Origin of the sequence: Aeromonas sp. S16(2024) (assembly GCF_041403065.1) — a bacterium.
GTDB lineage: Bacteria > Pseudomonadota > Gammaproteobacteria > Enterobacterales > Aeromonadaceae > Aeromonas.
Map to the genome: position 1 here is coordinate 20,066 of NZ_JBGLQX010000014.1, position 17,735 is coordinate 37,800.

Here is a 17,735-nt window from a genome sequence, read left to right on the forward strand (position 1 = left end):
GTCACCCTGATGATGTTCTTCAAGCCAAGATGAGCCGGACAGGCAACACCCTCATCCGGCCACCGTCGCCCAATTGCAGGATGCAGTGATGGCAACATTAGCTCAAAAACGAAACGCACCAAAAAAGGTCTTCTCCTTCCGCTGGCACGGCGTCAATCGCAAGGGACAAAAGGTTTCCGGTGAGTTGCAGGCCGACAGCATCACGACAGTCAAGGTGGAGCTGCGCAAGCAGGGCGTCAATGTCACCAGGGTCAGCAAACAGGGCCAGGGGATGTTTTCCAAGGGTGGCGCCCGGATCAAGCCGATGGACATCGCCGTCATCTCCCGCCAGATCACCACCATGCTCTCCGCTGGCGTGCCGCTGGTGCAGAGCCTGCAGATCATTGCCCGCGGCCACGAGAAGGCGGCGGTGCGCGAGCTGATCGGCCAGATTGCCGCCGATGTGGAGACAGGCACCCCCCTGTCGGATGCGCTGCGCCGCCACCCCCGCCACTTCGATGCCCTCTACTGTGACCTGGTGGAGGCGGGGGAGCAGTCAGGCGCGCTGGAAACCATCTACGACCGGATTGCCATCTATCGCGAGAAGAGCGAGGCGCTCAAGTCCAAGATCAAGAAGGCCATGTTCTATCCCGCCATGGTCATCCTGGTCGCCATCATAGTGACCTCCATACTGCTGCTGTTCGTCATCCCCCAGTTCGAGGAGATCTTCAAGAGCTTCGGGGCCGAGCTGCCCGCCTTCACCCGATTCATCATTGCCATCTCCCGATTCATGCAGGATTGGTGGTACGCCATCTTTGGCGGCATAGCCCTGACAGTGTTTCTCTATGTGCGTGCCTGGCGCAGCTCCCAGAAGGTACGTGACAACACCGACAAGTTCATCCTCTCCATTCCGGTCGTTGGCAACATACTGCACAAGGCGGCCATGGCCCGTTTCGCCCGCACCCTCTCCACCACCTTCTCCGCCGGCATCCCCCTGGTAGATGCCCTGGTCTCCGCTGCCGGGGCCTCTGGCAACTACGTCTATCGCACGGCCATACTGGCCATTCGCAACGAGGTAGTAGCTGGCATGCAGATCAACGTCGCCATGCGCACCGTGGATCTCTTCCCCGACATGGTGATCCAGATGGTGATGATAGGTGAAGAGTCCGGCGCCATCGATGACATGCTCTCCAAGGTTGCCGCCATCTTCGAGCAGGAGGTGGACGATATGGTCGATGGCCTCACCAGCCTGCTCGAGCCCATCATCATGGTGGTGCTGGGGGTGCTGGTCGGCGGCATGGTCGTCGCCATGTACCTCCCCATCTTCAAGCTGGGCTCTGTGATACACTGAACCCCTTCGGCAGAGTGACCAGCGGGCATGGCTCGCTCCGGTCCTCTGCCATTCTGATCCTCAACACAAGCGGTTGATTTATGGTGCCTCTGATCGAACTGGCCCAGGGCCTGCCCTGGCTCTATCTCTCCCTGGTTTTTCTCTTCTCCCTGATGGTTGGCAGCTTTCTGAACGTGGTGATCCATCGCCTGCCCATCATGCTGGAGCGGGAATGGCACGCCGAATACAGTGACTACTTCGGCAGCGAAGTGGCAGCCTCCCCCAGCGACCCCTACAACCTGATGGTGCCACGCTCCCGCTGCCCGCACTGCGATCACCCCATAGGCGCGCTGGAGAACATCCCCCTGCTGAGCTGGCTCTGGCTAAAGGGGCGCTGCCGACAATGCAAGGCGCCCATCTCGGCTCGCTATCCTCTGGTCGAGCTGCTGACCGCCCTGTTGTCGGTCGCCGTCGCGGCGACCCTGACTCCGGGATGGGGCACCCTGGCTGCGCTCCTGCTGACCTGGGTACTGGTGGCACTCACCTTCATCGATCTGGACAAGATGCTGCTGCCGGACCAGCTCACCCTGCCGCTGCTGTGGGGCGGTCTGTTGTTCAATCTGGCAGGGGGCTTTGTGCCGCTGGCCGATGCGGTGATCGGTGCCATGGCGGGCTATCTGGTGCTCTGGAGCCTCTACTGGGCGTTCAAGCTGCTGACCGGCAAGGAGGGGATGGGTTATGGCGACTTCAAGCTGCTGGCCGCCTTGGGTGCCTGGCTGGGCTGGCAGGCGCTGCCCATAGTGCTGCTGCTCTCGTCACTGGTCGGCGCCACCATCGGCATAGGGCTCATACTGCTGCGCAACCATAACCAGGGCAAACCCATCCCCTTTGGCCCCTATCTCGCCATCGCGGGCTGGATAGCGCTGCTGTGGGGGGATAACATCACCCGCTGGTATCTGGACATCGTGCTCTAGCAAGGGGATCACAAATCTATGTATGTGGTAGCCATCACCGGCGGTATAGGCAGCGGCAAGACGACCGTCGCCAACCAGTTTGCGGCTCTGGGGATAGAGGTGGTCGATGCCGACCTGATTGCCCGCGACGTGGTAGAGCCCGGCACACCAGCACTGACCGCCATCGCCAGCCACTTCGGCCCCGAGATGCTGACCGAGCAGGGTCTGCTGGACAGACGTGCCCTACGCGAGCGGATCTTCAGCGATCCGGCGGCCAAGTCCTGGCTCAATGCCCTGCTCCATCCGATCATTCGCAGCGAGATGCTGCGCCAGTGCGCGGCAACCAGTTCCCCCTACTGCCTGCTGGTGGTGCCCCTGCTGGTGGAGAACCGGCTCACCGAGCTGGCCGATAGAGTGCTGGTCATCGACGTGGATGAAGCAACCCAGATCGAGCGGACCTGTCGCCGGGACGGGGTCAGCCGGGAGCAGGCCCAGGCCATACTGGCATCCCAGGCGAGCCGCAGAGAGCGCCTGGCGATGGCCGACGACGTACTGGACAACCAGAGTGGCACGACTGAGACCATACGGGAGCGAATTTTGGCCCTGCACGAGACATATCTGGCATTTGCCTCTCAACAAGCCCCCCAAGTGTGAGTACACTAGGCCGGTTTATGGCTGGCCAGGATTAGGCATGATTTACGATTTTCCCCTCAACGAAAAAAGCCGGACCTATCTTCGTCTGGAGTCCCTGTTTTCCCAGATCCGCGACAATCTGGAGAGTGACCAGTCCTGGGCACACATCGCCTTCTTCAAGGGGTTGTTCGATTTGCAGGAGTTGCTGGAGCGCGGGGATCTGCGCGCCGATCTGATCAAGGATCTGGAGCGTCTCGGCCAGCGCCTGAGCCACTGGGCCAGCCTGCCGGACGTTGACCTCGAGCAGATCCAGCGGATGCAGCAGGAGAGCGCCCAGCTTTCTCGCAACCTGCTCAACTCCCCTCGCCCCGGTGCTCGCCTGAAAGAGGATCGCCTGCTCGGATCCATTCGTCAGCGCTTCTCCATTCCCGGTGGCCTGTGCGCCTTCGACGTGCCGCAACTGCACCACTGGCTGGTGACGCCGGCGGTGGCTCGCCATCAACAGATGCAGCAATGGCTCAGCGACATCAACCTGCTGATGAACGCCATCTCCCTGCTGCTGCGGCTGTGGCGTGAATCTGGCCACTTCAGCGATCAGGTCGCCACCAACGGCTTCTTCCAGGATACCGCCGAGGGGGCCGAGCTGATCCGCATCCGTCTGACCGGGTCTCAGTCCTGCTACCCGACCCTGAGCGGCCACAAGAACCGCTTCGCCCTGCGCTTTCTGCCTACCGCAGAACAGCCGATCGGCGATGTACCTTTCCAGCTTGCCTGCTGCTAAGGAGCGCCCATGGTAACCAAGGTAAAATGTCCGACTTGTCAGACTGAACTGGAGTGGGGTCCCCAGAGCCCGTTTCGTCCCTTCTGCAGCAAGCGCTGCCAGCTGATCGATCTCGGCGAGTGGGCCGATGAAGAGAAGCGGATCCCGGGGGAGATCAATCCGGATCTGCTGCCGGATCCGGAAGAGGGCGACCAGTGGCTATAGGCCCTGGCGGTTTCGCCTCTGCAAAATGAAAAAGGGCCACGTGGCCCTTTTTCATTGTCAGTGACCGGCTTACGCCAACGCGCTCTGCAGCCGCGCCACTATGGGACCATTGGCATCGGGGAAGTGGTACTTGTGCAGCTCGGCCAGCGGCACCCAGCGGCACTCCTGCCCTTCCTTGCCAAAGGGTTCGCCCAGGAAGCGGGTCACCTTCCAGATATCCAGCAGCACCTGCTTGTCCGGGTAGTCGTGGTGCAGCTCCATGAAAGGGGTACAATCCTGCACCCGGATACCTATCTCCTCCCACAGCTCCCTGTCGAGCGCGGTGAGCAGGTCTTCCCCCGACTCCACCTTGCCCCCGGGAAACTCCCAGCGATCCCCCTGATGGCGATCGGAGGAGCGTTTGGCGATGAAGATATCGCCCCGTTCATTCTCGATGACGCCGACCGCCACCCAGATCCGCTTTTTCTGTTCCATCTTGTTACCTTTGTACTCTCTGCCTGATCGGGTCGCTCTATGACCCCAACACCCGGCTGGGTGAGCTGCCGATGATGCCTGACATCCAATTTCGCGTCGCCATCTGACAAAAACAAGGCGGGCACCGGGCCCGCCTTGTCATGGCATTAGGTCACTCAGGTCAACTGACCGTGACAATGCTTGTACTTCTTGCCGGATCCGCAGGGGCAGGGATCGTTGCGACCCACCTTCTGCTCGTCGCGCACGAAGGTCACCGGCGCCGCGTCGGCCTGGGTCTCCTCGTCGGCCAGCTGGTTCTCGGCGGCGGCATGGGTATAGGTACGGGGAGCCGCTTCCGCCTGCTGGCGCTGCTGCTCTTCCATCGCCTCCACGTCGCGCTCCTGGACCTGTACCCGGCTCAGGATGCTGACCACGTCGCGCTTGAGGGTTTCCAGCATCTGGGTGAACAGATCGAAGGACTCGCGCTTGTACTCCTGCTTGGGGTTCTTCTGGGCATAGCCGCGCAGATGGATGCCCTGGCGCAGGTGATCCATGGCCGCCAGATGCTCCTTCCAGAGGCCATCCAGGGTCTGCAGCATCACCGCCTTCTCGAAGTTGCGCAATACGTCCTTGCCGACCAGCTCCTCCTTGTGGGCGTAGAGCTTGGTGGCTTCTTCCAGGATGCGCTCGCGCAGCTTCTCTTCATACAGCTTGTCGTCTTCCGCCAGCCACTGCTGCAGCGGCAGGTCCAGCGCGAAATCGGACTTCAGGCGCGCTTCCAGACCCGGCACGTCCCACATCTCTTCCAGGGACTGGGGCGGAATGTACTCGTCGATCACGCTGCCATAGACGTCGTCACGGATGACGTGGATGGTGTCGGAGATGTCGTTGGTGTCCAGCAGCTCGTTGCGCTGCTCGTAGACCACCTTGCGCTGGTCGTTCGCCACGTCATCGAATTCGAGCAGGTTTTTACGGATATCGAAGTTGCGACCTTCCACCTTGCGCTGGGCGTTCTCGATGGCCTTGGTCACCCAAGGGTGCTCTATGGCCTCGCCCTCTTCCATGCCCAACTTCTTCATCATGCCGGTCACGCGATCGGAGGCGAAGATCCGCATCAGGGTATCTTCCATGGAGAGATAGAAGCGGGAGGAGCCCGGGTCACCCTGACGGCCGGAACGGCCGCGCAGCTGGTTGTCGATACGGCGGGATTCGTGGCGCTCGGTACCGATAATGTGCAGACCGCCAGAGGCCAGCACGGCGTCGTGACGCACCTGCCAGGCCGCTTTCAGCTCGGCAATCTGCTCGCTGGTCGGGTTCTCCAGCGCGGCGATCTCGGCCTGCCAGTTGCCCCCCAGCACAATGTCGGTACCACGACCGGCCATGTTGGTGGCTATGGTGACGGCGCCAGTCTGACCGGCCTGGGCGACGATTTCCGCTTCCATGGCGTGGAACTTGGCGTTCAGCACCTTGTGCGGGATGTTCTCCTTCGTCAGGATGCCGGACAGCAGCTCGGAGTTCTCGATGGAGACGGTACCGACCAGCACCGGCTGACCACGCTCGACGCAGCCACGGATGTCTTCGACGATGGCGGCGTACTTTTCTTGGGCGGTCAGGTAGACCAGATCGCCCATGTCCTTGCGCACCATCGGCTTGTTGGTCGGGATAACCACGGTATCCAGGCCATAGATCTGCTGGAATTCAAAGGCTTCGGTATCCGCAGTCCCGGTCATCCCCGCCAGCTTGTCATACAGACGGAAGTAGTTCTGGAAGGTGATGGAGGCCAGGGTCTGGTTCTCGTTCTGGATCTTGACCCCTTCCTTCGCCTCGACCGCCTGGTGCAGGCCGTCAGACCAGCGACGACCCGGCATGGTACGGCCGGTGTGCTCGTCGACGATGACGATCTCGTCCTTCTGGACTATGTAGTCGACGTTGCGTTCAAACAGGGTATGGGCACGCAGACCGGCATTGACGTGGTGCAGCAGGCTGATGTTGGTGGCGGAGAACAGCGAGTCCTCTTCCGCCAGCAGCCCCTCTTTCTTGAGCAGCTCTTCCACGAAGATCTGGCCGTTTTCGGTCAGCAGCGCCTGGCGGTTCTTCTCGTCCACAGTGTAGTGGCCGTCGCCGGTATACTCTTCCGAGTCTTCCTTGTCCTGCTTGACCAGCAGCGGGATCAGCTTGTTGATCTGGGTATACATGGCGGAGCTGTCTTCCGCCGGACCCGAGATGATGAGCGGAGTACGGGCCTCATCGATGAGCACCGAATCCACCTCATCCACCAGCGCGTAGTTGAGCGGGCGCTGCACGCGCTGCTCCGGCGAGAACGCCATGTTGTCGCGCAGGTAGTCGAAACCGAATTCGTTGTTGGTACCGTAGGTGATGTCGGCGGCGTAGGCGTCGCGCTTCTGGGACGCATCCATGCCGGGTACGTTGCAGTCGACCGTCATGCCGAGGAAGGTGAACAGCGGGCGGTTCGCCTCCGCATCACGCTTGGCCAGATAGTCGTTCACCGTCACTACGTGCACACCGCGGCCGGTCAGCGCGTTCAGATAGGCCGGCAGCGTCGCGGTGAGGGTCTTGCCTTCACCCGTCTTCATCTCGGCGATGCGGTTGGAGTTCAGCACCATGCCGCCGATCAGCTGCACGTCGAAGTGACGCATACCGAACACCCGGCGGGACGCCTCGCGCACCGTGGCGAACGCTTCCGGCAACAGCTGCTCCAGGGTCTCACCCTGCTCCAGGCGCTGACGGTACTCGGCGGTCTTCGCCTGCAGCTCGCCATCGGACAAGGCCTCAAACTGAGGCTCCATCGCATTGATCTGTTTTACAATTTTGCGCAAAGCCTTGAGCGTTCTGTCGTTCCGGCTGCCGATAATCTTGGTGAGCAGTGTGCTAATCATGTGTACCAACTGTTTTGGTTATATAAGCGTTCCGTCACTGGAACCTGAAGAAAAAACCTAACCCCGTCTGGCATTCAGAAAGCGCGCGGGGTTGACCTGACGACCATCTTTCAACACTTCGTAATGCAGATGGACCCCGGTCGCGCGACCGGTACGCCCCATCAAGGCAATCTTCTGGCCCTCATCGACCAGGGTGCCCACATCCACCAACAACTTGGAGTTGTGGGCATAACGGGTCACCAGACCATTGCCATGGTCTATCTCCACCATATTGCCAAATTGCGGGTGGCGGCCTGCCCAGCTGATGATCCCCTTGCCGGTCGCCAGGATGGGAGTGCCGGGCTTGCCACGAAAATCCACCCCCTTGTGCATCTTGGCGCGACCGTTGAACGGGTCAACCCGTCCACCGAACCCGGAGGAGATCCAGACTCGCTCCTGCTTCACCGGTGAACCCGAGATGAAACCGGCATCGGTGATATGGTGATTGATGATGAAAGATTCAAGTACCGACAGCTGTTCTTCACGGCTGCCGAGCTGCTGGCTGAGGTGTTTCATGGAGGCTTGCAGCTCGCCCAGGCTCACTTCCAGCTCTTCGTCATAGGAAGGGCCACCCATGGGGGGCAGCTCCTTGAAATTGAACTCGTCGGGATCGAGGTCTGCCTTCTCGGTCAGACGCTCGCCGAGCGCGTTGAGGCGACCGAGCTGCCCCTGCATGGTACCCACCTGGGCGGCCAGCATGGCAAGCTGTTCACGGGCTTCATCGGCCCCTTGCGTGGATTTTTGCTGTTCGGCCATGGCCAGCGCGACTTCCAGCGCCTCCATTTTCTGGTGCCAGCTCTGCCAGAGCCAACCACCACTCAGTGCCAATACAGTGAAGAGGATACCGCCGACCCAGGCCAGACGTTGTTTGGGTAAGTGCAACTTGCGGCGCTGCTTACCGTTGAGGATCAGGGTAATGCTCATAGAAATCTGTCTTCTCGGTCAGGTGAGGCCAGGAGCCTGCACGGGCAATAAAACCGGGAGATAATCGGTATTAAAGGATGGAATAAACAAATGACAGGACGTCGGTGCGGAGAGATGACCGACGTCCTGTTGCACAGCTATCAGGCCAGAACCAGACCGTTATCGTAGTAAGCGATGGGCGCTTTGTCGCCCTCCGCCTCGAAGGTCACCAGTTCCCAGGCCTCCTGCTTGGCCAGCAAGGCACGCAGCAGTTTGTTGTTCAGGGCATGGCCCGTCTTGTAGGCTCGGAATTCACCTATGATGCTGCGGTTGCACATATAGAGGTCACCGATGGCATCCAGCATCTTGTGCTTGACGAACTCGTCCTCGTAACGCAGACCATCTTCGTTCAGCACCCGATAGTCGTCCAGCACCACGGCATTTTCCAGGCTTCCGCCCAGGGCCAGGTTCTGGGAACGCAGGTACTCGATGTCGCGCATGAAGCCGAAGGTACGGGCACGGCTGATCTCTTTCACGAAAGAGGCACCGGAGAAGTCCAGCACGCAACGCTGGTTGCGGCCTTCAAATACCGGATGCTGGAAATCGATCTCGAGATCCATCTTGAAGCCGTTGCGATAGGGGTGGAATTCCGCCCACTTGTCGCCGTCTTCAACCCGCACGCTCTGCTTGATCCGCACGAACTGCTTGGGCGCATTCTGCTCACGTATACCCACTTCTTGCAGCAGGTAGATGAACGGGTGCGCGCTGCCATCCATCACCGGGATCTCGGGGGCATCAACCTCGACATAGAGGTTGTCGATCCCCATCCCGGCCAGGGCGGCAGAGAGGTGTTCGATGGTTGACACGCGGACACCGGCTTCGTTTACCAGAGCGGTACAAAGCACGGTATCACGCACCTGATCGGCGTTGGCTGGCAGCGCGACCACAGGATTCAGATCGGTACGCAAGTAAACGATCCCTGTGTTAACAGGCGCCGGACGGAACGTCATTGTGACTTTCCGGCCCGAATGCAGGCCCACACCGGTGGCCTGGACACTCGTTTTCAAGGTTCTTTGTCTAATCATGGGCGTATCCGCTTAACAGCTCAAATTCCTGACCAGATGGTCGTTGCGCGGCCATCTTAGCACAATCCTTAAGCAACAAACAAACCGAGGCCATATGAGGCTTAGTCAGCTTGCTTGCGCAGGAACGCAGGAATATCGAGATAATCCGGTTCGCGACGAGCTTGCGGCTCGGCGTTCACCACCTTGGCCGGGGCCTCTTCCATCACGCGAGACTGCAGGGCTTCGCTGATCAGGGGCTGACGGGCCGGACGCTCTTGTACCATGTTGTTCTTGACCAGCGTGATGTCGGGCTTGCGCTCGGCACCGATACCGGTGGCCACCACGGTCACACGCAGTTCGTCGTGCATTTCCGGGTCGATTACGGTACCCACCACCACGGTGGCGTTCTCGGAGGCGAAGGCCTTGACCGCATTACCCACGGTTTCGAACTCTTCGATGGTCATGTCCATGCCGGCGGTGATGTTGACCAGGATGCCACGGGCACCGGCCAGATCCACGTCTTCCAGCAGCGGGCTGGAGATGGCCTTCTCGGCCGCTTCTTCGGCACGGTCATCACCGGAGGCGGAACCGGTACCCATCATGGCGGTACCCATTTCACGCATCACGGTACGCACGTCCGCGAAGTCGACGTTGATCAAACCCGGACGGGTGATCAGCTCGGCAATGCCCTGTACCGCACCCAGCAGCACATCGTTGGCCGCCTTGAAGGCGTCCAGCAGGGAGATGCCACGACCCAGCACCTTCAGCAACTTGTCGTTGGGGATGGTGATCAGGGAGTCGACGTTCTTGGACAGCTCCTCGATGCCGTGAGCGGCGAAGCCCATCCGCTTCTTCCCTTCGAAGGAGAACGGCTTGGTCACCACGGCGACGGTCAGGATACCCATCTCGCGGGCCACTTCGGCCACGATAGGTGCGGCACCCGTACCTGTACCACCGCCCATACCGGCGGCGATGAAGACCATGTCTGAACCGGTCAGCAGCTCACGCAGCGCTTCCCTGTCTTCCATGGCGGCATCACGGCCCACTTCCGGATTGGCTCCGGCTCCCAGACCCTTGGTGATGCCACCGCCGATCTGCAGAGTCGTGTTGGCACTGGAGTTGCGCAGTGCCTGGGCGTCGGTGTTGACGGTAATGAACTCAACACCCTCGATGTTTTGACGAACCATGTGCTCGACTGCGTTTCCGCCGCCGCCACCCACACCTATCACCTTGATGACGGCTTCGTCAGTGTGGCTATCCATAAATTCAAACATGTTGTCTCTCCGCTTTATTTGCTGACTGACGCAAAATCTTTAGAACTCGCCACGCAACCAGTTGCTGACCCGTTTGACCAGCCCACCTACGCTTGCCTTGGCGGCATATTCCTTGCTACTGCCGGTGGATTGATTGGTACGGCCGTACTGCAGCAGCCCGACCGCGGTCGAGTACACAGGTGCCTGCACGTAATCGCTCAATCCCCGAATGTTCATGGGTTCGCCCACCCGGACCTGGCTCTGGAAGATCTGCTCTGCGCACTCCACAATGCCTTCGATCTGGGCCGCGCCACCGGTCAATACCACACCGGCCGCCAGCTGATGCTTGACCCCCTGTGCCTTCAATTCGCTCTGCACCCGTACCAGCTCGTCATTCACCATGGAGAGCAATTCCGTGTAACGGGGTTCAATCACTTCAGCCAGTGTCTGCCGTTGCAGGCTGCGCGCCGGACGACCGCCGACACTGGGGACTTCAATATTGTCTTCCTTGCTGACCAGGCGACCGAGGGCGCAACCGTAGCGCACCTTGATCGCTTCGGCGTCCAGCGGCGGCGTGCCGAAGGCGTAGGCGATGTCGCTGGTCACAGTGCTGCCGGCGTAGGGGATCACCTTGGTGTGGCGCAGGGCACCGCCGGTAAACAGCGACATGTCCATGGTACCGCCACCAATGTCCACCACGCAGACACCCAGCTCCTTCTCGTCTTCGGTCAGCACGGCATAGCTGGAAGCCAGCGCCGAAAAGATCAGCTGATCCACCCGTAGACCTACCTTCTCCACACATTTCTCGATGTTGCGAGCCATGTCGTTGTGGCAGGTGATCAGGTGCACCTTGGCCGCCATCCGCACACCGGAGAGACCGACCGGATTCTTGATGCCTTCCTGATAGTCGATGGCAAACTCCTGGGGCAGCACGTGCAGCACCCGCAGTTCGTCGGACAGTCGCACCGACTTGGCGGTGTGGATGACGTTGTCCACGTCCTCCTGGGTCACCTCTTCATCGGAGATGGGCACCATGCCAGTCTCGTTGCGGCAATCGATGTGCTTGCCGGACAGCCCCAGATAGACGGAACTTATCTGGCAGTCGGCCATCATCTCGGCCTCTTCCACCGCACGGCGCAGGGACTTGACCACGGAGTCGAGGTCATTGACCCCGCCCTTCTCCATCCCGCGAGAAGCGTGGCTGCCCATGCCGATGACATTGAGTTCGCCATCGGGCAATACTTCGCCAACCAGTACCGCCACCTTGGTCGTGCCGATATCCAGTCCGACAATCAAATTTCTATCTGCGGTGTTGGTCATTCACTTTCTCTTCGCTTTTCTTCCAGCCAACTGCCATCCCGGTGTCGTATCGAAGATCCACGTAAGCAACCCGCTCACGGGGTTCGATGACCGGAAAGGCATCGATAAACCGCTGCAGGCGAAGCGCGATATCCGAGCGCCCCACGAACAGCTGAATGTTGCCATCCAGGGTCAGTTCCCAGGCATGGCGAGGGGTCAGATTCACCCCCAACAACTTGTACCCCTTGGCCGCCAGCAGCGTCTCGTACTGATGGCTGGCTTCCAGCACCTTGGCGGCCTGATCATCGGGCCCAGACAACTGCATCAGGGGTTTCTTCACCCTGTCCGGTGCACTGAACACCTCACCCTTGGTGTTGACGAAGCGGTTGCCGTTCCAGCGTGCCGCCACCGCCTGTTCGGTGAGGTAGACCTTGATCTTGTTCGGCCACTTCTTGCGTACCGAGACCTGGGCCACCCAGGGCAGGGCGTTCAACCGCCCCTGCAATTCGTTCACATCCAACTCGAAGAAGTTGCGCAACTCGGCGCCATCCAGCACGGCGGCGCGCAACTCATCGGCTTTCAAATATTCGTGTTGCCCCTGCAGCAACAGCTCGCTCATGGGCAACCGACTGGCATCCGTCAGCCAGTCTTTAACATCCAGCGCAGTCTGGTAGAGCCCCCACATGACCAGGATGAAAAATGCCACCCCGGCGATGAAGCCCCCCTTGGTGCGCCCTTGTGCCCTTGCCTCCACCCGATCTATCCCCGTATAACGCGCCATGCCGGCCACTTGCAGACCGGCTCGCCATTATATAGGCGCCGGCTTGGCGGTCAAAATACTCATTGGGCCCTCAGGCACCGGATTTCATGCTATCCACGCTCAATTTCATCTCACCGAGACGGCGGGCCAGTGCCCCGACGTTACCGGCGCCCTGAGTCAGCACCAGATCCCCCTCGCCGATAAGATCCGCCAGCACGGCCGGCACATCGTCAGGGGTTGCGACAAAGATGGGTTCCAGGGTGCCGCGAGAGCGGATGGAGCGGCACAGGGCACGGCCATCGGCGCCCGGGATCGGCTCTTCACCGGCGGCATACACCTCCAGCATCACCAGCACATCCACCTTGGAGAGCACGTCGGCGAAATCTTCGTAGAGATCCCGGGTCCGACTGTAACGGTGCGGCTGGAACACCATAACCAGACGCTTCTCGGGCCAGCCGGCGCGGGCGGCATTGATGGTCACCTTGACTTCGCTCGGGTGGTGACCGTAGTCATCCACCAGCATGGCCTTGCCACGGCCGGTCTCGAACTCGCCATATTGCTGGAAGCGGCGACCCACCCCTTCAAACTTGGCGAGCGCCTGGATGATGGCCTCGTCGCCAATGCCGTCTTCGGTCGCGACCGCGATGGCGGCGGCGGCGTTGAGCGCATTGTGGATGCCCGGCAGATTCAGGGTGACGGTCAGCTCGCCGGCATCCTTGCGACGCACCCGGAAGCGGCTGCGGTTGCTGGTCTGCACGAAGTCCAGCACCTGCACGTCGGCATCTTCGGAAAGGCCGTAGGTGATGGTCGGGCGAGCGATCTCCGGCAGCATGCCACGGATCACCGGGTCGTCCACACACACCACGGCCAGACCGTAGAACGGCAGGTTGTGCAGGAAGTCGATGAAGGTAGCCTTGAGCCTGGAGAAGTCGCCGCCATAGGTGTCCATGTGATCCGCTTCGATGTTGGTCACGATGGAGACCATGGGTTGCAGATGCAGGAAGGAGGCGTCGCTCTCGTCCGCTTCGGCGATCAGGTAGCGGCTGCTGCCCAGGCGGGCATTGGTGCCGGCGCTGTTGAGCAGGCCGCCGATGACGAAGGTCGGGTCACGGTCGGCTTCGGCATAGATGCTCGCCACCAGGCTGGTAGTGGTGGTCTTGCCATGGGTACCTGCGACGGCAACCCCGTGGCGGAAGCGCATCAGCTCGGCCAGCATCTCGGCACGGCGCACCACGGGAATGCGCAGCTCGCGGGCAGCCAGCAACTCGGGGTTGTCCTGCTTGATGGCGGTGGAGACCACCACCACGCTCGCCTCGTTCACGTGCTCGGCACTGTGTCCCACGAAGATATGGGCGCCCAGGGACCCCAGCCGCTCGGTCACCGCATTGCGGGACAGATCGGAGCCGGAAATCTGGTAGCCCTCGTTGGCAAGCACCTCGGCGATCCCACCCATACCGGCACCACCTATGCCGATGAAATGGATGCGACGCACGCGGCGCATTTCGGGGATCACAGTACGCAGTTTTGCCAGTTCAACCTTGGTCATAGATCTCTCTTCAAGTCTGCCGTCAGCGATTTGCGCTCGGCGGCATCAATAAATACGGGGACAAGACTGCACGGCCTGGCCTGTGCAATCTTGCTCAACATGCTTTCTCGCTCTGCCCACTGGCGAGCCGCTTGCACTCATCGGCCACCCGCTCGGCGGCATCTATGATGGCGACGCGGCGCGCGGCCTGGGCCATGTTCAACAGGGTTTCCCTGCGCCCGGCGAGCCAGGAGAGGCGCGCGGCCAATGAGGCCGGGGTCAGCTCGGACTGGGGCAGGAACTCGGCCGCCCCGCCGTCGACCAGGGTCAGGGCGTTGCGGGTCTGGTGATCATCCACCGCATGGGGCAGCGGCACGAAGATGGCAGCCACACCGGCGGCAGCCACTTCGGAGACCGTCAGGGCCCCGGCGCGGCACACCACCAGATCGGCCCAGGCGTAGGCATCGGCCATGTCCTTGATAAACTCGCTCACCTCGGCCTCGACGCCCCGCTCGGCATAGGCCTGCGCGACAGCCTCCCGGTTGCCCTTGCCGCACTGATGGCGCACTGCGATGGGTACGCCAGCCGCCGCCACCGCTGGCGGCACCTGCTCGTTGAGCACCCGGGCACCCAGGCTGCCACCGACGATCAGCAGGCGCAGCGGCTCGGCTCCGCTGCGCAGCACTGGATCCGGCAGGGCCACCACTTCGGGGCGCACCGGATTGCCCACCACTGCGGTGCGGGCACTCGGCGCAAAGGCGCCGGGGAAGGCCATCAGCACCCGCTTGGCAAGGCGCGCCAGCAGCTTGTTGGTCATACCGGCCGCCGCGTTCTGCTCGTGCAGCAGCAAGGGAATACCGGAGAGCCAGGCCGCCACACCACCCGGGCCTGAGGCAAAGCCGCCCATGCCGAGCACCACGTCGGGCCGTATGGTCTTGAGCACGCGGCGCGCCTGCAACACGGATTTGACGATGCGATAGGGGGCGACCAGCAGCCGCTTGATGCCGTTGCCACGCACCCCCTGAATGTCGATGAAGGAGATGGGGTAACCGTGGGCGGGCACCAGCTCGGCCTCCATCCGGTCGGCGGTACCGAGCCAGTGAATGGTCCAGCCCTGGGCCTTGAGGCGATCGGCCACGGCCAGCCCGGGGAACACATGACCCCCGGTACCACCCGCCATCACCAGTAACGTCTTGCTCACGAAACCTCCCGCACACGCGCCTGGGCACTGGCCTGGCGCAACTCGAAATCGATACGAATCAACATGCTCACCGCCACCATCATGATGATGAGACTGGAACCACCGTAGCTGACCAGCGGCAGGGTCAGCCCCTTGGTCGGCATCATGCCGCTGGCGGCACCGACGTTGACGAAGGTCTGGAAACTGAACCAGATGCCGATGCCGATGGCCAGATAGCCTTCATACAGCCGCTCGGCCACCAGCGCCTGGTGCCCCAGCTTGAGCGCCTTGAACGCCAGCGCGAAGATGAGGAAGAGCGCGCCCAGCACCCCCACATAGCCCAGCTCTTCGCCGAGGATCGCAAACACGAAGTCGGTGTGGGCCTCCGGCAGGTACTCCATCTTCTGGATGGAGTTGCCTAGCCCCTCGCCAAACCAGCTGCCACGGCCGAACGCCATCAGGGACTGGGTCAGCTGATAGCCGCTGCCGAAGGGATCGGCCCAGGGATCCAGGAAGGAGGTGACCCGCCGCATCCGGTAGGGCTCTGCGATGATCAGGGTCACCACGGCGCTCACCCCCACCAGGATGAGACCGATGAACTGCACCATGCGGGCCCCCGCCAGGAACAGCATCCCGAGGGAGGTGACGAACATCACCACCACGGATCCCAGGTCGGGCTGGGCCAGCAGCAAGGTGGCCACCACGAACAGCACCGCCATGGGTTTCATGAAGCCGATGAAGCGTTCGCGCACCTCGCTCTGGCGGCGTACCAGATAGCCCGCCAGATAGACGAACAGCGCCAGCTTGCCGAATTCCGCCGGCTGCAGGTTGAAAGGGCCGAGCGGCAACCAGCGCACCGAACCGTTGACGCTGCGCCCCACCAGCAGCACCAGCACCAGCATCACTATGGCGAGCAGCAGCATGGGGCCGTTGTACTGCTGCCAGCGCGCCATGGGCACCTGCAGCACGAACCAGGAGATGCCGAGCGCCATCACCAGGAAGAGGCCATGCCGCTTCACGAACATGAAGGGGTCATCGCCGAGGGCAATCCCTTCTGGAATGGAGGCGGAGGCCACGATCACCAGGCCCACCGACATCAGCGCCAGCGCCAGCACCACCAGCTGTCTGTCGTAGAGACCGGCGGGACGCGCCGGCAACAACCAGCGCTGCAAGAAGCCTGCGACGGCGCCAAGGGCGTTCATAGCGTCATCACCAGTTCGGTAAAGCGATCGCCACGGGCCTCGAACGACTTGAATTGATCCAGGCTGGCGCAGGCCGGTGCCAGCAGCACCCAGTCACCGGGTTTAGCATCGGCCGCCGCCTTGGCGACCGCAGCGGCCAAGTCGGCCACCCGTTCGGTCTGTTCACCCAGGGCGAGCAATATGTCCGCATCCTGGCCGAAGCAATACATGTGATCGATCTGGTTGCCGAGCAGCGCCTGTACCGGACCGAAATCCTGCCCCTTGCCCTGACCACCGGCCAGCAGCAGCAGGCGCCCCTTTACCGACTCGCGCACCCCGGCCACGGCAGCCAGAGTAGCCCCCACGTTGGTGGCCTTGGAGTCGTTGATCCAGCGCACCCCGTTCACCTCCCGCACGAAGCGGGCACGGTGGGGCAGGCCTTCGAAGCGGCGCAGCACGGCGAGTTGCGGCTCGCGGGGAATGCCGACCGCGTCGCACAGGGCCATGGCCGCCAGGGCGTTGGCCTGATTGTGGGCACCGACTATCTTCATCTCGTCCACGGGGAGCAGCGGCTCCCCGTGCAGGGTCAGCCAGTGGCGACCCGCCAGCTCGCAGCGGCCGTAGCCGTTGCAATCCAGCCCGAAGCTCTGCCACACCTGACCCACGTCGGGCAGGGTCTGGGGATCGTCCCGGTTGACCAGGATGTGCTGGGAGTGCTGATGGATCTCCTGCTTGGCGGCGCGGTAATCCGCCATGCCCTCATAGCGATCCATATGATCCTCACTGAGGTTCAGCACCACGGAGGCGGCGGCACGCAGGCTGTAAGTGGTCTCGAGCTGGAAGCTGGAGAGCTCCAGCACGCAGAGATCCATCGGCTGCTTGAGCAGCTCCAGCGCCGGGGTGCCTATGTTGCCACCGACGCCCACCTTGAGGCCCGCCTCGGCAATCATCTCACCCACCAGGGTAGTGACCGTGCTCTTGCCGTTGGAGCCTGTGATGGCAATGACGGGGCTCTGGGTCTCGCGCACAAACAGCTCGATGTCGCCGACGATGCGCACCCCGAACTCGGCCGCGGCCTTCAGCTCGGGGGTCGCCAGGGCGATACCCGGGCTCGCCACTATCATGTGCGCCTGCTTGAGCAGATCGCCGTCCAGCCCGTGAATCAGCTCCACCTCGGGGGGCAGTTGCTCCTTGCCCGGGGGATTGGCGCGGGTATCCATCACCAGGGGCGTGACACCACGACCGAGGAAGTAGTCGACGCAGGAGAGTCCGGTTTTGCCGAGTCCTATGATGATGACCAT

16 protein-coding genes are annotated in these 17,735 nt (G+C 61.8%); 5 read left to right on the plus strand and 11 right to left on the minus strand.

Annotation, left to right across the window (positions count from 1 at the left end; all coding sequences use genetic code 11):
• Window positions 1-88: 88 nt before the first annotated feature.
• The 5 genes from ACB030_RS11960 (at window position 89) to yacG (ending at window position 3,880) form a co-directional block, all read left to right on the plus strand.
• Complete coding sequence (locus ACB030_RS11960) at window positions 89-1,330, plus strand: type II secretion system F family protein (protein WP_371160017.1); 1,242 nt, start codon at window positions 89-91, stop codon at window positions 1,328-1,330.
• Between the two features lie 80 nt (window positions 1,331-1,410).
• Window positions 1,411-2,283 carry an A24 family peptidase gene (locus ACB030_RS11965; protein WP_371160019.1) on the plus strand — a complete coding sequence of 291 codons (873 nt, stop codon included), beginning with the start codon at window positions 1,411-1,413 and terminating at the stop codon, window positions 2,281-2,283.
• An 18-nt stretch (window positions 2,284-2,301) separates the two neighbouring features.
• Window positions 2,302-2,916, plus strand: coding sequence for a dephospho-CoA kinase (coaE, locus tag ACB030_RS11970; protein WP_371160024.1), 615 nt, complete (start codon window positions 2,302-2,304; stop codon window positions 2,914-2,916).
• A 37-nt stretch (window positions 2,917-2,953) separates the two neighbouring features.
• Window positions 2,954-3,676: a cell division protein ZapD gene (gene zapD / locus ACB030_RS11975; RefSeq protein WP_205642576.1), complete on the plus strand. Its 723-nt coding sequence runs from the start codon at window positions 2,954-2,956 to the stop codon at window positions 3,674-3,676.
• A gap of 9 nt (window positions 3,677-3,685) precedes the next feature.
• Window positions 3,686-3,880 carry a DNA gyrase inhibitor YacG gene (yacG, locus tag ACB030_RS11980; protein WP_025328449.1) on the plus strand — a complete coding sequence of 65 codons (195 nt, stop codon included), beginning with the start codon at window positions 3,686-3,688 and terminating at the stop codon, window positions 3,878-3,880.
• Between the two features lie 69 nt (window positions 3,881-3,949).
• On the opposite strand, the gene mutT is transcribed toward yacG, so the two are convergent.
• From mutT to murD, 11 genes are all read right to left on the minus strand, one after another.
• Window positions 3,950-4,354 carry an 8-oxo-dGTP diphosphatase MutT gene (gene mutT / locus ACB030_RS11985; protein WP_371160026.1) on the minus strand — a complete coding sequence of 135 codons (405 nt, stop codon included), beginning with the start codon at window positions 4,352-4,354 and terminating at the stop codon, window positions 3,950-3,952.
• 155 nt (window positions 4,355-4,509) lie between these two features.
• Window positions 4,510-7,230 carry a preprotein translocase subunit SecA gene (gene secA, locus ACB030_RS11990; RefSeq protein WP_371160028.1) on the minus strand — a complete coding sequence of 907 codons (2,721 nt, stop codon included), beginning with the start codon at window positions 7,228-7,230 and terminating at the stop codon, window positions 4,510-4,512.
• Window positions 7,231-7,287: 57 nt separating this feature from the next.
• Window positions 7,288-8,193: a peptidoglycan DD-metalloendopeptidase family protein gene (locus ACB030_RS11995; RefSeq protein ID WP_371160030.1), complete on the minus strand. Its 906-nt coding sequence runs from the start codon at window positions 8,191-8,193 to the stop codon at window positions 7,288-7,290.
• 140 nt (window positions 8,194-8,333) lie between these two features.
• Complete coding sequence (gene lpxC, locus ACB030_RS12000; RefSeq protein ID WP_042649033.1) at window positions 8,334-9,257, minus strand: UDP-3-O-acyl-N-acetylglucosamine deacetylase; 924 nt, start codon at window positions 9,255-9,257, stop codon at window positions 8,334-8,336.
• 101 nt (window positions 9,258-9,358) lie between these two features.
• Window positions 9,359-10,510: a cell division protein FtsZ gene (gene ftsZ / locus ACB030_RS12005; RefSeq protein ID WP_005305686.1), complete on the minus strand. Its 1,152-nt coding sequence runs from the start codon at window positions 10,508-10,510 to the stop codon at window positions 9,359-9,361.
• A 39-nt stretch (window positions 10,511-10,549) separates the two neighbouring features.
• Window positions 10,550-11,809 carry a cell division protein FtsA gene (ftsA, locus tag ACB030_RS12010; RefSeq protein ID WP_025328454.1) on the minus strand — a complete coding sequence of 420 codons (1,260 nt, stop codon included), beginning with the start codon at window positions 11,807-11,809 and terminating at the stop codon, window positions 10,550-10,552.
• Window positions 11,790-12,542 (minus strand): cell division protein FtsQ/DivIB, encoded by a 753-nt coding sequence (locus ACB030_RS12015; protein ID WP_025328455.1) that lies wholly within the window; start codon window positions 12,540-12,542, stop codon window positions 11,790-11,792. Before ACB030_RS12015 ends, ftsA begins: the two co-directional genes overlap by 20 nt.
• 97 nt (window positions 12,543-12,639) lie before the next feature.
• Window positions 12,640-14,094 carry a UDP-N-acetylmuramate--L-alanine ligase gene (gene murC, locus ACB030_RS12020; RefSeq protein ID WP_371160033.1) on the minus strand — a complete coding sequence of 485 codons (1,455 nt, stop codon included), beginning with the start codon at window positions 14,092-14,094 and terminating at the stop codon, window positions 12,640-12,642.
• A gap of 94 nt (window positions 14,095-14,188) precedes the next feature.
• Window positions 14,189-15,274 (minus strand): undecaprenyldiphospho-muramoylpentapeptide beta-N-acetylglucosaminyltransferase, encoded by a 1,086-nt coding sequence (gene murG / locus ACB030_RS12025; RefSeq protein ID WP_371160035.1) that lies wholly within the window; start codon window positions 15,272-15,274, stop codon window positions 14,189-14,191.
• Window positions 15,271-16,455 (minus strand): cell division protein FtsW, encoded by a 1,185-nt coding sequence (gene ftsW / locus ACB030_RS12030; RefSeq protein WP_371160037.1) that lies wholly within the window; start codon window positions 16,453-16,455, stop codon window positions 15,271-15,273. Before ftsW ends, murG begins: the two co-directional genes overlap by 4 nt.
• Window positions 16,452-17,735 carry a UDP-N-acetylmuramoyl-L-alanine--D-glutamate ligase gene (gene murD, locus ACB030_RS12035; protein WP_371160039.1) on the minus strand — a complete coding sequence of 428 codons (1,284 nt, stop codon included), beginning with the start codon at window positions 17,733-17,735 and terminating at the stop codon, window positions 16,452-16,454. The genes ftsW and murD overlap by 4 nt, the downstream gene beginning before the upstream one ends.

Bases quoted from the DNA above. Each gene is read 5' to 3' on its own strand.
- ACB030_RS11960 (WP_371160017.1), top strand. From the start codon at position 89: ATGGCAACATTAGCTCAAAAACGAAACGCACCAAAAAAGGTCTTCTCC.
- ACB030_RS11965 (WP_371160019.1), top strand. From the start codon at position 1,411: ATGGTGCCTCTGATCGAACTGGCCCAGGGCCTGCCCTGGCTCTATCTC.
- coaE (WP_371160024.1), top strand. From the start codon at position 2,302: ATGTATGTGGTAGCCATCACCGGCGGTATAGGCAGCGGCAAGACGACC.
- zapD (WP_205642576.1), top strand. From the start codon at position 2,954: ATGATTTACGATTTTCCCCTCAACGAAAAAAGCCGGACCTATCTTCGT.
- yacG (WP_025328449.1), top strand. From the start codon at position 3,686: ATGGTAACCAAGGTAAAATGTCCGACTTGTCAGACTGAACTGGAGTGG.
- mutT (WP_371160026.1), bottom strand. From the start codon at position 4,354: ATGGAACAGAAAAAGCGGATCTGGGTGGCGGTCGGCGTCATCGAGAAT.
- secA (WP_371160028.1), bottom strand. From the start codon at position 7,230: ATGATTAGCACACTGCTCACCAAGATTATCGGCAGCCGGAACGACAGA.
- ACB030_RS11995 (WP_371160030.1), bottom strand. From the start codon at position 8,193: ATGAGCATTACCCTGATCCTCAACGGTAAGCAGCGCCGCAAGTTGCAC.
- lpxC (WP_042649033.1), bottom strand. From the start codon at position 9,257: ATGATTAGACAAAGAACCTTGAAAACGAGTGTCCAGGCCACCGGTGTG.
- ftsZ (WP_005305686.1), bottom strand. From the start codon at position 10,510: ATGTTTGAATTTATGGATAGCCACACTGACGAAGCCGTCATCAAGGTG.
- ftsA (WP_025328454.1), bottom strand. From the start codon at position 11,809: ATGACCAACACCGCAGATAGAAATTTGATTGTCGGACTGGATATCGGC.
- murC (WP_371160033.1), bottom strand. From the start codon at position 14,094: ATGACCAAGGTTGAACTGGCAAAACTGCGTACTGTGATCCCCGAAATG.
- ftsW (WP_371160037.1), bottom strand. From the start codon at position 16,455: ATGAACGCCCTTGGCGCCGTCGCAGGCTTCTTGCAGCGCTGGTTGTTG.
- murD (WP_371160039.1), bottom strand. From the start codon at position 17,735: ATGGTCATCATCATAGGACTCGGCAAAACCGGACTCTCCTGCGTCGAC.